A 15,525-nucleotide genomic window follows, 5' to 3' on the forward strand; every position below is an offset into this window, starting at 1 on the left:
AGCAGTTTCGCTTCGTTGGTCACGACACACCAAGCTCTCTGTCGATGTAGTCGAAGACGTCGTCGGCCGAGGCGGTCTCCAGCCGCTCGGCCACCCTGTCGCCCGCCACCCCGTCGCCAGGCGCCTCGGCGCCGGGCAGCCGCGCGGTGAACCGCTGGAGCCGGGCCGCCAGCGCGGTCGGGTCGACCCCGCCCGCCAGCAGCGCCTCCAGGTCGGCCGCCAGCCGGTCGAGCGGGTCGCTCGGCGGGGCCTGCGCGCCGAGGCGCTCCAGCAGCCGGGTGGTCAGGTCGTTCGGGGTCGGGTGGTCGAACACGAGCGTCGCGGGCAGCCGGACGCCGGTCGTGGCCGCCAGCCGGTTGCGCAGCTCGACCGCGGTGAGCGAGTCGAACCCGAGGTCCTTGAACGACTTGTCCGGCCCGATGGCGTCGGCGTCGCGGTGGCCGAGGACGGCGGCGGCGTGCGAGCGGACGCGGTCGAGGACCGTGCGGCGCTGTTCGGGTTCCGGCAGCCGGGCGAGGTGGTCGGCCAGCGACACCTCACCGGCCCCGGCTGCCGCGGCGGTCGTCCGCCGGGCGGGGGTGCGCACGAGTCCGCGCAGCAGCGGCGGGACCGTCTCGGACCCGCGCAGCGCGGCGAGGTCGAGGTGGACCGGCACCAGGTGCGCCTGCGGCAGCCCGAGGACCGCGTCGAACAGGGCCATGCCCTGCGCGGAGGAGATCCGGGCGCCCGCGCGGGCCCGGTCGCGGTCGGACAGGTGCCCGGTCATCGCGCTGGCCTCCGCCCACAGCCCCCAGCCGAGCGAGACGGCCGGGAGCCCGAGGGCGCGGCGGTGCTGGGCGAGCGCGTCGAGGTAGGCGTTGGCGGCGGCGTAGTTGGCCTGGCCGGGCGCGCCGATGGTGGCCGACGCCGAGGAGAACAGGACGAACATCGCGAGGTCGGCGTGCCGGGTCAGCTCGTGCAGGACGGCGGCGGCGGTGACCTTGGGCCGCAGCACCGCGTCCAGCCGCGCCGGGGTGAGGGAGTCCAGCACGCCGTCGTCGAGCACGCCCGCCGCGTGGACGACGCCGGTCAGCGGGTGCTCGGGCGGGATGCCCGCGAGCACGGCGGCGACGGCGTCGCGGTCGGCGGCGTCGCAGCGCAGGACGGTGGCCGTGGCGCCCAGGCCGGTCAGCTCGGCGACCAGCTCGGCCGCTCCCGGCGCGTCCGGCCCGCCGCGGCTGGTGAGGACCAGGTGGCGCGCGCCGTGCCGGGTCACCAGGTGCCGGGCGAGCAGACCGCCCAGCGTGCCGGTGCCGCCGGTGATCAGCACCGTGCCGTCCGGGTCGGTCGGGCGGGGGAAGGTGAGGACGTTCTTGCCGACGTGCCCGCCGCGGCCCATGTGCCGGAACGCGGCGGCGGCCTCGCGCACGTCCCAGCCGGTGACCGGCAGCACGCGCAGGGCGCCCGCGTCGAGCAGGTCGAGGACGGCCGCCAGCATCGCGGCCATCCGCTCCACGCCCGCCTCGGCGAGGTCGAACGCGCGGTAGGCGGTGCCCGGGTGGGCGGCGGCGACCTCGTCCGCGTCGCGGATGTCGGTCTTGCCCATCTCGACCAGCCTGCCGCCGGGGGCGAGCACGCCGAGCGAGGCGTCCACGAACGGCCCGGCCAGCGAGTTCAGCACGACGTCGACGCCGCGGCCGTCGGTGGCGGCGCGGAAGGCGAACTCGAAGTCGGTCGTGCGGGAGGAGGCGATGTGCTCGTCGTCGAGGCCCATGCCGCGCAGCACGTCGTGCTTGGCGGGGCTCGCCGTGGCGAACACCTCCGCGCCGAGGTGCCGGGCGATCTGCACCGCGGCCATGCCGACCCCGCCCGCCGCCGCGTGGATGAGGACCGTCTGCCCCGGCCGCAGGTCCGCGAGGTCGACCAGGCCGTAGTAGGCGGTGAGGAACACCGTCGGCACCGACGCCGCCTGGGCGAAGGTCCACTCAGGACGCATCGGGGCCAGCACCGCCCGCTCGGTGGTGGTGACCGGGCCGAAACCCTCGGCGAACAGGCCGAACACCCGGTCGCCCACGCGCAGGTCGGTCACCGCGGAGCCGACGTCGAGCACGACGCCCGCGCCCTCGGTGCCCATGCCGGACTGGTCGGGCACCATGCCGAGGGCGATGGCGACGTCGCGGAAGTTCACGCCCGCGGCGCGGACGCCGACCCGGACCTGCTCGGGGCCGAGTTCCGCCGTCGGCGCGTCGATGGGGGCGAGGTGGTCGGGCGTGGCCCCGCCCGCGACGTCGAGGCGCCACGGGGTGTCGGGGATGGTGATGCCGGTCGGGGTGGCGGTGGCCAGTCGCGGCGCGAACAGCTCGCCCGCGCGGACCGCGAGCCGCGGCTCGTCCGCCGTGCTCAGGGCGGCGAGCAGACCGGGGACCGGATCGGGGCGGCCGTCGAGGTCGATGAGCCCGAAGCGGCCGGGGTTCTCCGACTGGGCGCTGCGCACCAGGCCCTGGACCGCGGCGCCCGCGAGGTCGTCGACGTGCTCGCCGGGGTGGACGCCGACCGCGCCCCGGGTCAGCACCGCGAGGGTGGCCGTGGCGAACCGGTCGTCGGCCAGCCAGGACTGGGCGACGGCGAGCGCCTCGGCGGCGGCCTCGCCCGGCGCGTCCGACTCGCAGGCCCACAGCGCGACCTCGGGAACCGCGGCCCCGGTGTCGACCGCCTCGGCGAGCGCGGCCGGGTCCGAGTACCAGGCGACCGCGCCCAGGCGGGCGGCCAGTTCCTCGGCGAGGCCCGCGCGGTCCTCGCCGAGGACGGCGATCCGCTCCGGGGGCGGCGCGTCGGCGGTGACCGGCACCCAGGTGACCTGGAACAGCGCGTCGGTGTCGCCGGTCTTGCCGGGGTTCGCCGGGCGCAGGGTGAGGGAGTCGACGGTGGCGACCGGGTTGCCGAGGGCGTCGGCGACGACGACCGCGACGGTGTCGGCGCCCAGGGCGGTGATCCGGGCGCGCAGGACGGTGGCGCCGCTCGCGTGCAGCGACACGCCGGTCATGGTGAACGGCAGCGACTGCCCGGCCACCAGCCCGCCGATGCCCGCCGCGTGCAGCGCCGCGTCGAGCAGCGCCGGGTGCAGCCCGAACCGGGCGGCGTCGGCGTGCGCGGCCTCGGGCAGCGCCACCTCGGCGTAGACCTCCCCGCCCGCCCGCCACAGCGCCCGCAGGCCCTGGAAGGTGGGTCCGTAGCCGTAGCCCGCGGCGTCGAGGGCGGCGTAGGCGCCGGTCACGTCGACCGGCTCGGCGCCGGGGGGCGGCCACGCGGTCAGACCGGCCGGGGCGGGTGGCTCGTCGCGGGCGAGGACAGCGGTGGCGTGGCGGGTCCAGTCGGCGTCGGGGTCGCCCGCCGGTCGGGAGTGGACGGTGAACCGGTCGTCCTCGACGCGCACCTGCACGGTGACCGCGCCGGTCTCGGGGATGGCGAGCGGGGTCTCCAGGGTCAGGTCGGCGACCTGGCTGAAGCCCAGGTGCCCGCCCGCGCAGAGCGCGAGGTCCACGAACGCGGTCCCGGGCAGCAGCGCGGCGCCGAAGACGGCGTGGTCGCCCAGCCACGGATGGGTGGCCAGCGACAGCGTGCCGAGCCACAGCACACCGGCGTCGGCCACCGGGACCGCGGCGTCGAGCAGCGGGTGGTCGGCGCTGTCGAGCGCGACCTCGCCCTTGGGGCGCGGCCAGTAGCGCTCGCGGTCGAAGGCGTAGGTGGGCAGCGGGACGGGCAGGGCCGCGGGCAGCACCGCGGACCACTCGACCGGCAGGCCCCGCACCCACGCCTCGGCGAGCGCGGTGAGCCAGCGCTCGCGGCCGCCGGACTCCCGGCGCAGCGTGCCGAGCACGATCCCGTCGCCCGCCAGGGTTTCCTCGACGCCCGTGGTGAGCACCGGGTGCGGGCTGACCTCGATGAACGTGGACCGCCCGCGCCCGCGGGCGGCCTCGGTGGCCTGGTCGAACCGGACGGTGCGGCGCAGGTTCTCGTACCAGTACCCGGCGTCCAGGCCGGTGGTGTCGAACTCGCTGCCGGTGAGGGCGGAGAAGAACGGGACCTCGGCGGGGCCCGGGGTGATCGCGGCGAGTTCGGCGAGCAGGCCGTCGCGGATCAGCTCGACCTGGGCGGAGTGGGAGGCGTAGTCGACCGGGACGCGGCGGGCCCGGTCGGGTGCGGCCGCGAGCAGCTGATCGAGGGCGGCGTTGCTCCCGGAGACCACAGTGGACAGCGGGCCGTTGACCGCGGCGATGCCGAGCGCGTCGCCCCACGGCTCGATGAGGGCGGCGACGTCCTCGGGGCCCGCGGCGACGGACACCATGCCGCCCTTGCCGGACAGCCCGCCCGCGATGGCCTTGGCGCGCAGCGCGACGACCATCGCGCCGTCGTCGAGGCTGAGCGCCCCGGCGACGACCGCGGCGGCGATCTCGCCCTGGGAGTGGCCGATCACCGCGGCCGGGCGGACCCCGGCCGACCGCCACAGCGCGGCGAGGCCGACCATGACCGCCCAGAGCGCGGGCTGCACGACGTCCACCCGGTCGGGCACGCCGCCGCGCAGAACGTCGAGCAGCGACCAGTCCACGTGCGGGGTGAGGGCGCGCTCGCAGTCCTCGATCGCGTCCCGGAAGACCGGCTCGGCGTCGAGGAGTTCGGCGGCCATGCCCGGCCACTGGGCGCCCTGCCCGGGGAAGACGAACACCGCGCCACCAGCGGGCCGGGCCGTGCCGCGGATCAGGCCGGGGGCCTCGGCGTCCTCGGCGAGCGCGGCGAGGGCGTCGGCGCCGAGGACGACCGCGCGGTGGTCCAGGGCGGCGCGGGCGGTGGCGAGGGTCCAGGCGACGCGGGCCGGGTCGCCGTCGGCGGCGGGCAGCAGGCGGGCGGCCTGGTCGAGCAGGCTGCGGCCGGTGTTGGCCGACAGCACCCACGGCACGGGGCCCCGGGGCCGCGCGGGCGGCGCGGGCGGGACGGCGGGGGCCTGCTCGATGATCACGTGGGCGTTCGTGCCGCTGACGCCGAAGGAGGAGACGCCCGCGCGGCGGGGGCGGTCGGCGGCGGGCCAGGGGCGGGACTCGGTGAGCAGCGCGACCGCGCCCGCGGTCCAGTCCACCTCGGGGGTGGGGGCGTCGACGTGCAGGGTGGGCGGCAGGGTCTCGTGGCGCAGCGCCTGCACCATCTTGATCACGCCTGCGACGCCCGCGGCGGCCTGGGTGTGGCCGATGTTGGACTTCACCGAGCCCAGCCACAGCGGCTCGTCCCGGTCCTGGCCGTAGGTGGCCAGCAGCGCCTGGGCCTCGATCGGGTCGCCCAGCCGGGTGCCGGTGCCGTGCGCCTCCACGACATCCACGTCGGCGGGGGTCAGGCGGGCGTTGGCCAGCGCGGCGCGGATCACCCGCTGCTGCGACGGGCCGTTCGGCGCGGTGAGGCCGTTCGACGCGCCGTCCTGGTTGACCGCCGACCCGCGCACCACCGCCAGCACGCGGTGCCCGTTGCGCCGCGCGTCGGAGAGCCGCTCCAGCAGCAGGACGCCGACGCCCTCGCCCCAGCCTGCGCCGTCGGCGGACGCGGCGAAGGACTTGCACCGGCCGTCGGCGGCGACGCCGTTCTGCCTGCTGAACTCGGTGAAGATGCCGGGGCGGGCCATGACGACCACGCCACCGGCCAGGGCCATCGCGCACTCGCCGCCGCGCAGTGCCTGCGCGGCGAGGTGCAGCGCCACCAGCGACGACGAGCACGCGGTGTCGACGGTGATCGCGGGCCCTTCCAGACCGAAGGTGTAGGAGACCCGCCCGGACACGACGCTCGCGGCGCTGCCGGTGGCGACCTGGCCTTCCACGCCGTCGGCCGAGCCCGCGAGCAGGGACAGGTAGTCCTGGCTGTTGGTGCCCGCGAAGACCCCGGTCCGGCTGCCGCGCAGCGACGTCGGGTCGAGCCCGGCGTCCTCGAACACCTCCCAGGACGCCTCCAGCAGCAGCCGCTGCTGCGGGTCCATGGCGATCGCCTCGCGCGGGGAGATCCCGAACAGGCCCGCGTCGAACTCGGCGGCGGTGGCCACGAAACCGCCCTCCGCGGTGTGCGAGCTGCCCGGCCGGTCGGGGTCGGCGGCGCGCAGCCAGTCCAGCGGCCAGCCGCGGTCGGCGGGGAACGGGCCGATGCCGTCGCCGCCGGAGGCGACCAGCCGCCACAGGTCCTCCGGCGAGGTGACGCCGCCGGGGTAGCGGCAGCTCATGCCGATGATCGCGATGGGCTCGTCGTGCCCGGCCGCCGTGGTGCTGGGCTCGTCGGCGGCGGGCTCGTCGGCGGTGGGCACGGCGGGGGCGAGCAGGGTGCCGAGGTGGCCCGCGAGGACCTGGGCGCTCGGGTGGTCGAAGACCAGCGTGGCGGGCAGCGTGAGCCCGGTCAGCTCGGTGAGCCGGTCCCGCAGCTCCACCGCGGTCAGCGAGTCGAACCCGAGGTCCTTGAACGCCCGGTCCGGCTGGATGGACTCCGCCTCGGCGTGGCCCAGGACGGCGGCGGCCCCGGCGCGGACGAGGTCGAGCAGGACCTCGTCGCGGTCGCCCTCGGCGAGCTTGCGGTGCAGCTGGGCCGAGCCCACCCGCTCGGGCTCGGCGGCCGCGGTCGCCGGGCGGGCGGCCTCGGGCAGCTCCGCGAGGAGCGGGCTGGGCCGGGACGAGGTGTAGGCGGGGGCGAACCGGGTCCAGTCGACGTCGGCGACGACGACGCAGGCCAGGTCGTGGTCGACCGCATCGCCGAACGCGCCGACGGCCGAGCGCGGGTCCATGGCGGCCAGGCCGCGGCGGCGCAGCTGGTCCTCGGCGTCCTCGGCGGCGAGCATCCCCCCACCGGCCCACGGGCCCCAGGCGATGGAGGTGCCCGCGCGGCCCTCGGCCCTGCGGTGCTCGACCAGGGCGTCGAGGTGGGCGTTGGCGGCGGCGTAGGCGCCGTGGCCCGCGCTGCCCCACACCCCGGAGATCGAGGAGAAGGTGACGAACGCCTCGGCGTCGGGCAGGAGCTCGTCGAGGACGCGCGCGCCGTCGACCTTGGCGCGGAGCACGTCGGCGAGCTCGGCCAGGCCCGCGTCCGCCAGCGGCTGCTGCTCGACGACGCCCGCGGTGTGCACGACGGCGGCGACCGGGTGCTCGGCCAGCAGCGCCATGACGGCGGCGCGGTCGGCGATGTCGCAGGCGACGACCGTGACCCGGGTGCCGAGGGCGGTCAGCTCGGCGGCGAGGTCACCGGCGCCGGGGGCCGAGGGGCCGCGCCTGCTCGCGAGCAGGAGGTGCGGGGCGCCGCGCTCGGCGAGCAGCCGGGCGACCTGGGCGCCGAGGGCGCCGGTCCCGCCGGTGACGAGCACCGTCCCGGATGGACGCCACGAGGTCTTCGCGGTGCCCGTGAGGGGCGCCCGGCGCAGGCGTCGGGCGAACAGACCGGAGCCGCGCACGGCGACCTGGTCCTCCGTGCCGTCGGCGAGCAGCCCCACGAGCCGCTCCCCCACGCGCCGGTCCACGGTCGCGGGCAGGTCGACCAGACCGCCCCACAGCCGGGGCAGCTCCAGGGCCGCGACCCGGCCGAGGCCCCACACCTGGGCCTGCTCGGCGCTGGGCGGGGGGTCGAGCCTGCCGACCGAGGCCGCGCCGACGGTGGCGGTCCACAGTGGTGCGTCAATCTTGGCGGCGTTGAGCGCTTTGAGCAGGACGACGGTGGCGGCGAGCCCGGTGGTCATGCCCGGGTAGTCGGGGTGCTGGTCCTCGCCCAATCCGACCAGGGACAGCACGCCCGCGATGGTGGTGCCCGCGGTGGCCTCGGCCACCTGGCCCGCCACCGACCAGGGGTCGGTGGCGGCGGGGTCGAGGACCAGCTCGCGCAGCGAGGCGCCCGCGTCCCGCAAAGCGGCGGCGAGGTCGGGCGCGCCCGTGGGCGGGGTGACGAGCAGCCAGGTGCCCGCGAGCGGCGCGGCGGGGCGGTCCGGGATCGGCGCCCATCCGGCGCGGTAGCGCCAGCTGTCCACGATGGACTTCTCGGCGGCACGGCGGCGCCACGCGGACAGGGCGGGCAGCACGGCGGCGAGGGTGTCGGCGTCGAGCCGCAGCGCCTCGGCGACAGCGGCGGTGTCCTCGCGCTCGACGGCTGCCCAGAAGCCCGCGTGGCGGACGTCCTGGCCGCCGGTGGGCTCGGGCAGCGCGGGGGCGAAGGTGTCCAGCCAGTAGCGCTGCCGCTGGAAGGCGTAGGTCGGCAGGGCGACGGTCCGCCCGCCGGGGACCGCGCGGGACCAGTCGACGGCGACGCCGCGGACCCACGCCTTGGCCGCGGCGGTGAGCACGGTGGTGAGTTCGTCCTGGTCGCGGCGCAGCACCGGGACCGCGTCGTCGGTGTGGGCGCAGAGGGCGGCGTCGGGACCGAGTTCCAGACAGGTGGTGACGTTCTCCGCGCGCAGCCGGGCGATGCCGTCGGCGAAGCGGACCGTGTCGCGGACCTGCCGCACCCAGTAGGCGGGGTCGGTGACGTCACCGGAGGACACCACGGGAACGCGCGGCTGGTGGTAGGTCAGCGTGCGCGCGACGGCGGCGAACTCGGCGAGCATGGGCTCCATGAGCCGCGAGTGGAACGCGTGCGACACCGCGAGCCGCTTCACCCGACGCCCCTCAGCCCGCCACACCGCCTCCAGCGCCGCGATCTCGCCCTCAGCACCCGAGACCACCAACGACGTCGGGCTGTTCACCGCCGCGACGTCAATGCCCGCGGGCACATCGGCCTCAGTGGCCTCGACAGCGAGCATTGCCCCACCCGTAGGCAGAGCCTGCATCAACCGGCCCCGCGCGGCGACCAACGTGCACGCGTCATCCAGCGACAGCACCCCGGCCACGTGCGCGGCCGCGATCTCGCCGATCGAGTGCCCCACCAGGAAGTCCGGCGCGAGCCCCCAGGACTCCAGCAGCCGGAACAACGCCACTTCCAGCGCGAACAACGCCGCCTGCGCGTGCCGGGTCTGATCCAGCTTCTCCTGGTCATCCCACGGAATCTCACCCAACCGGGCGCACACCTCGTCCACCGCGCCCGCGAAGACGGGGAACGCCGCGGACAGCTCCCGGCCCATCCCGGCCCGCTGCGAACCCTGGCCCGTGAACAGGAACGCCAGCTTGCCCTCGTGGACGGTGCCGGTGACCGCGTCGGCGGGCAGGTCACCGGCCGACAGGGTGGCCAGGGCGTCGACGGCGCCCTGGGTGTCGGCGGCCAGCACGACCGCCCGGTGCGCCAGGTCGGCCCGGCCGACGGCCAGCGTGTGCGCCACGTCCAGAATGGACGGTTCAGCAGCGTCGACGTGGGCGCCGAGTGCCGCGCACTGGGCGGCCAGGCCGGTGGCGGTCCGCGCGGACACCGGCCACGGCAGCACGGCGGGCGCGGGTTCCTCGACCGGCTCCGGGACGGCCACCGCGGGCGGCGCCTCCAGGATCACGTGGGCGTTGGTGCCGCTGACGCCGAAGGAGGAGACGCCCGCCCGGCGCGGGTGGCCGTTCTGGGGCCACGGCCGGGCCTCGGTGAGCAGCTCGACCGCGCCGGAGGCCCAGTCGACGTGCGGGGTGGGCTCGTCGACGTGCAGCGTCTTCGGCAGCACGCCGTGGCGCATCGCCAGCACCATCTTGATCACCCCGGCGGCGCCGGAGGCGGCCTGGGTGTGGCCGAGGTTCGACTTGAGCGACCCGAGCCACAGCGGCCGGTCCCGGTCCCTGCCGTAGGTGGCCAGCAGTGCCTGGGCCTCGATCGGGTCGCCGAGCGTGGTGCCGGTGCCGTGCCCCTCCACCGCGTCCACATCGGACGGGTCGAGCCCCGCGCCCGCGAGCGCCGCGCGGATGACGCGCTGCTGGGACGGCCCGTTGGGCGCGGTGAGCCCGTTGGACGCGCCATCGGAGTTGACCGCCGAGCCGCGCACGACGGCGAGGACCTCGTGGCCGTGGCGGCGGGCGTCGGACAGGCGCTCGACCAGCAGGGCGCCGACGCCCTCGCCCCAGCCGGTGCCGTCCGCGGCGGCGGCGAACGAGGCGCAGCGGCCGGTGGACGCCAGCCCCCGCTGGGTGCTGAACTCGGCGAACAGGTCGGGGCTGGTGAGCACGGACACGCCCGCGACCACCGCCTTGTCGCACTCGCCGCCGCGCAGCGCCGCGGCGGCCAGGTGCAGGGCGACCAGGGAGGACGAGCAGCCGGTGTCGACGGTGATGGCCGGGCCCTCGAAGCCGAAGGTGTAGGCGAGGCGGCCGGACATGACGCTGGCCGACGTCCCGGTGATGTAGTGGCCCTCCAGGCCGGCGGCCACCCGCATGCCGACGCCGTAGCCGGAGGTCGACGCGCCGACGAACACCCCGGTGGCGCTGCCGTGCAGCGAGTGCGGGTCGATGCCCGCGCGCTCCAGCACCTCCCAGGCCGCCTCCAGCAGCAGCCGCTGCTGCGGGTCCATGGAGACGGCCTCGCGCGGGGAGATGCCGAACAGGTCGGCGTCGAACTCGGTCGCGTCGTGGACGAACCCGCCCTCGGGGGTGTAGCCGCCCGCCGGGTCGAAATCCCAGCACCGGTCGGTGGGGAAGACCGAGATCCCGTCGGTGCCCGAGGCCACGACTTCCCACAGGTCCTCGGGGGTGCGGATGCCCGCCGGGAAGCGGCAGCTCATGGCGACGATGACGATGGGGTCGTCCTGGTCGACCGCGGTGGCGGCGGCCCGGTCCTCGGTGTCGTCGGCGGTTCCGGTCAGGGTGTCGATGAGGAAGCGGGTCAGGGCCAGCGGGGTCGGGTAGTCGTAGAGCAGGGTGACCGGGAGCTTGCGGCCGATGGCGGCGGCGACCCTGTTGCGCGCCCCGACCGCGGTGAGCGAGTCGATCCCGAGGTCCTTGAACGGCCGGTTCGGCTCGACGGCGTCGGTGCCCTGGTAGCCGAGGACGGCGGCGGCAGCGCCCCGCACCAGTTCCAGGACGGCGTGCCTGCGTTCGGCGGGGGGCAGGTCCCGCAGCCGGGCCGCCTCGCCGGTGGCGGTCTCGTTGGTGGCGGTCTCGTCGGCCGCCTCGGCCCGCGCGGGCGCGGTCAGCTCGGCGATGAGCCTGCTCGGCCGGACCGCCGTGAACGTCTCGGCGAAGCGGGCCCAGTCGACGTCGACGACGGTGAGCGCGGTGTCCCCCGCGTCGACCGCCAGCGCCAGCGCGGCCACGCACCGGTCGACGGGCATCGGGCTGAAACCCCTGCGCCGCAGCGAGTCCAGCACGCCGCCACGGGTGGCCATGCCGCCGCCGTCCCAGGCGCCCCAGGCGATCGAGGTGGCGGGCAGGCCCGCGGCGGCGCGGTGCTCGGCGAGCGCGTCGAGGTAGGCGTTCGCGGCGGAGTAGGCGGCCTGGCCGCCGCTGCCCCAGATCCCGGCCACGGAGGAGAACAGCACGAACGCCTCGGCGTCCGGCACCAGCTCGTGCAGGTGGGCGGCGCCCAGGACCTTGGCGCGCACGCCGTCGGCGAAGTCGGGGAGGTCGAGGTCGGTCAGCGGCATCGACGGGTCGACGCCCGCGGCGTGCACGACGGCGGTGACCGGGTGCTCGGCCAGCAGGGCGGCGACGGCGTCGCGGTCGGCGACGTCGCAGGCCACCACCGTCGCGGCGGCGCCCAGGTCGGCGAGCCGGTCGACCAGCTCGGCCGCGCCGGGGGCGTCCGGGCCGCGGCGGCTGGTCAGGACCAGCCTCGGCGCCCCGCGCTCGGCCAGCCAGGCCGCCACCTCGGCGCCGAGGGCGCCGGTGCCGCCGGTCACCAGGACCGCGCCGCTGGGGGTCCACGGGGTGGCCGGGCGCGTGCTCGAGGGGGCGCGGCGGAGCCTGCGGGCCAGCACCCCGGTGTCGCGGACGGCGAGCTGGTCCTCGCCGTCGAGACCGCCGCCGAGGATGCCCGCCAGCCGGGCCCCGGCGCGCTCGTCGAGGGACGGGGGCAGATCGATGAGGCCGCCCCAGCGGTTGGGGTGTTCGAGCGCCGCGACCCGGCCGAGGCCCCACACCTGCGCCTGGACCGGGTTGGCGAGGGTGTCGGCGGCGGCGACCGCCCCGGTGGTGGCGCACCACAGGGGGACGTCGATGGCGGTGTCGGTGAACGCCTGGATCAGCGAGACGGTCGCGCCGACGCCGACGGGCAGCGCCGGGTCGTCGGGGTGCGGCCCCGGGTCGAGCGCGACGAGGGACAGCACACCCGCGAGGTCCGGGTGGCGGGCCGCGGCGTCCTCCAGGTGCTGGGCGATGGCCCAGCGGTCCAGTTCCGCGAGGTCGAGCTCGACCTCGCGCACCTCGGCGCCGTTGTCGCGCAGGGCCTTTAGGCAGTCCGCGGCGAGGTCGGCGCCGCTGGGCGGCAGGACGACGAGCCAGGTGCCGCGCGCGGGCCGGGGCTGGGGGTCGACTGGGTGCCACTCGACGCGGTAGCGCCAGGGGTCCTGGGTGGCGCGGTCGCGCCTGCGCCACGCGGACAGCGACGGGAGCAGGGCGCTGAGCGGGGTGTCGCCGCTGACGTCCAGCAGCGCGGCCAGTTCGCCGAGGTCGGCGCGCTCGACGGCGTCCCAGAACGCGGACGGCTCGCCGCTCTCGGCGCTGGTGTGCGTCGGGGCGTCGAGCCAGTAGCGGGTGCGCTGGAAGGCGTAGGTGGGCAGCTCGACTGTGCGGCCCTTGGGCAGGACGGCGGTCCAGTCCAGGGCCACGCCGTGGACGTAGCCGTCAGCGAGGGCGGTGAGCCACCGGTCCTGGCCGCCGTCGTCGCGGCGCAGCGTGCCCAGGACGACGCCCGCGGTGTCGACCGCGTCGATGGTCTCCTCGATGGCGGTGGTCAGCACGGGGTGGGCGCTGACCTCGACGAAGGTGGACCGCCCGTCGGCGATGAGCGCGCGGGTGGCCTGCTCGAACAGGACGGGCTCACGCAGGTTCTGGTACCAGTACGCGGCATCCAGCGACTCGGTGTCCAGGATGGCGCCGGTGACCGCCGAGTAGAACGGGATCTCTGCCCGGCGCGGGCTGACCGGGGCCAACACCTCCAGCAGCCGCCCACGGACCTGGTCGGCCTGCCGCGAATGCCCGGCGCAGTCCGTGGGGACTCGCCTGGCCCGGATGGCCCGCCGTTCGCACTCGGCCAACAACTCCTCCACCGCGGCGATGTCACCTGACACCACTGAGGACAGTGGACCGGAGAGCCCGGCCAGGCTCAGCGCACCATCCCAAGGAGCGATCAGCCGCTCCGCCGCCTCCGCCGACACCGGAAGCGACACCATGCCGCCCCGGCCCGCCATGAACTCCGCCAACAGCAGGCTGCGCAGGGCGACAACCCGGGCCCCGTCTTCCAGGGTGAGACCACCACACACCACGGCGGCGGCGATCTCACCCTGCGAGTGTCCCACCACCGCCGAGGGCACCACCCCGACCGAACGCCACAACGCCGCGAGCGCGACGTTCACGGCCCACAGCGTCGGCTGGACGACGTCGACCCGTTCCAGCGACGGCGCGTCGGGCGCGCCGCGCAGCACATCAGTCAACGACCAGTCGGTGTGAGCGCTCAGCGCCTGCGCGCATTCCCCGATCCGGGCACGGAAGACCGGTTCGGCGTCCAACAGCCCGGACGCCATGCCGACCCACTGCGAGCCCTGGCCGGGGAACACGAACGCGACCCCGCCCCGGCCGAGGTCGCCGGTCCGGCGGATCACGCCGGGGGCCTCGTCACCTCGGGCGAGGGCGGCCAGCCCGGCGCGCAGCGCGTCCTGGTCGGCGCCGAGCAGGACGGCGCGGTGGTCCAGCGCGGCCCGGGAGGTCACGAGCGAGTGGGCCACGTCGGCCGGGTCCGCCTGCCGTTCGTCCACATGGGACAGCAGGGATGCCGCTTGGGCGGTGAGCGCCGCCGCGGTCTTGCCGGAGACCACCCAGGGCAGCAGGACAGGACGAGGTCCAGGCGCCTGGTCGTCAGCGGCGACGGGCGCGGGTGCTTCCTCAAGGACGACGTGGGCGTTGGTGCCGCTGACGCCGAACGACGACACCCCGGCGCGCCGGGGTTCCCCGCCCCGGGGCCACGGCCGCTGCTCGGTGAGCAGCTCGACCGCGCCGGACGCCCAGTCGACGTGCGAGGTGGGCTGCTCGACGTGCAGGGTCTTGGGCAGGCACTCGTTGCGCAGCGCCATCACCATCTTGATGACCCCGGCCACCCCGGCGGCGCCCTGGGCGTGCCCGATGTTGGACTTGACCGACCCGAGCCACAGTGGACGGTCGACGGGGCGGTTCTGGCCGTAGGTGGCCAGCAGGGCTTGGGCCTCGATCGGGTCGCCGAGCCGGGTGCCGGTGCCGTGCGCCTCCACGGCGTCCACATCGGACGCGGCGACCCTGGCGCCCGCGAGCGCGGCGCGGATGACGCGCTCCTGGGACGGGCCGTTGGGCGCGGACAGGCCGTTGGAGGCGCCGTCCTGGTTCACCGCGGAGCCCGCGACCACGGCGAGGACCTGGCGGCCGTTGCGCTGCGCGTCGGAGAGCCGTTCGAGCACGAGGACGCCCGCGCCCTCCGACCAGCCGGTGCCGTCCGCGGTGGCGGAGAACGCCTTGCAGCGGCCGTCCTCGGCGAGCCCGCGCTGCCTGCTCAGCTCGGTGAAGATGTCCGGGTTGGTCATGACCGTGACGCCGCCCGCGAGCGCCAGCTCGCACTCGCCCGCGCGCAGCGCCTGCGCGGCCAGGTGCAGGGCGACCAGGGAGGACGAGCAGGCCGTGTCGATGGTGACCGCGGGGCCTTCGAGGCCCAGGGTGTAGGAGACGCGCCCGGAGACGACGCTGGCGGCGTTGCCGGTCAGCAGGTGCCCGGCGCCGTCGGGGAGTTCCCGCACGCCGAGGCCGTAGCCGGAGGTGGCCGCCCCAACGAACACGCCGGTCCGGCTGCCCCGCAGCGCGGTGGGGTCGATTCGCGCGCGCTCGACGGCCTCCCAGACCACCTCCAGGAGCAGGCGCTGCTGCGGGTCCATGGTGAGCGCTTCGCGGGGGCTGATCCCGAACAGCGCGGCGTCGAAGTCGGCGACGTCGCGGACGAAGTTCCCGACCCGGACGTAGCTGGTGCCCGGGTGCTCGGGGTCCGGGTGGTAGAGCCGGGCGAGGTCCCAGCCGCGGTCGGCGGGGAAGCCGCCGATGCCGTCGCGGCCCTCGGCGACCAGGTTCCAGAAGGACTCCGGGGTGGCGGCCCCACCGGGGAAGCGACAGCTCATGGCGACGATCGCGATGGGCTCGCGCTCGCGCGCCTCAGCGGCGGACAGGCGGCGCCGGGTCTGCCGGAGGTCGGCGGTCAGCCGCTTGAGGTAGTCGAGGTACTTCTGGTCGTCCGCCACTGAAACGTCACCTCTCCGGCAGGCGAAGGCTTCCCGCACCGGTCCGCGCAGCCCGGGAGCCACCGCGTTTCCGCTGCTGAAACGGGTGGCCCGGGTTCTCGGACGTTGAGGCGACGATAGGAGCGGCCCGAACCCCGAAGACACCCCTAGCGGCCCCAAGGAGGTGCCCTTACCCACCC

Annotated in this window: 1 protein-coding gene; it reads right to left on the reverse strand. The window is 76.3% G+C overall.

The features are described 5' to 3' along the window. Positions 1-19: 19 nt before the first annotated feature. A complete protein-coding gene (locus tag ACTG9Q_RS12345; RefSeq protein ID WP_455572854.1) occupies positions 20-15,346 on the reverse strand; it encodes a type I polyketide synthase in 15,327 nt (5,108 codons plus the stop codon). Positions 15,347-15,525 lie beyond the last annotated feature (179 nt).

This window comes from Actinokineospora lacus (genome assembly GCF_053813445.1).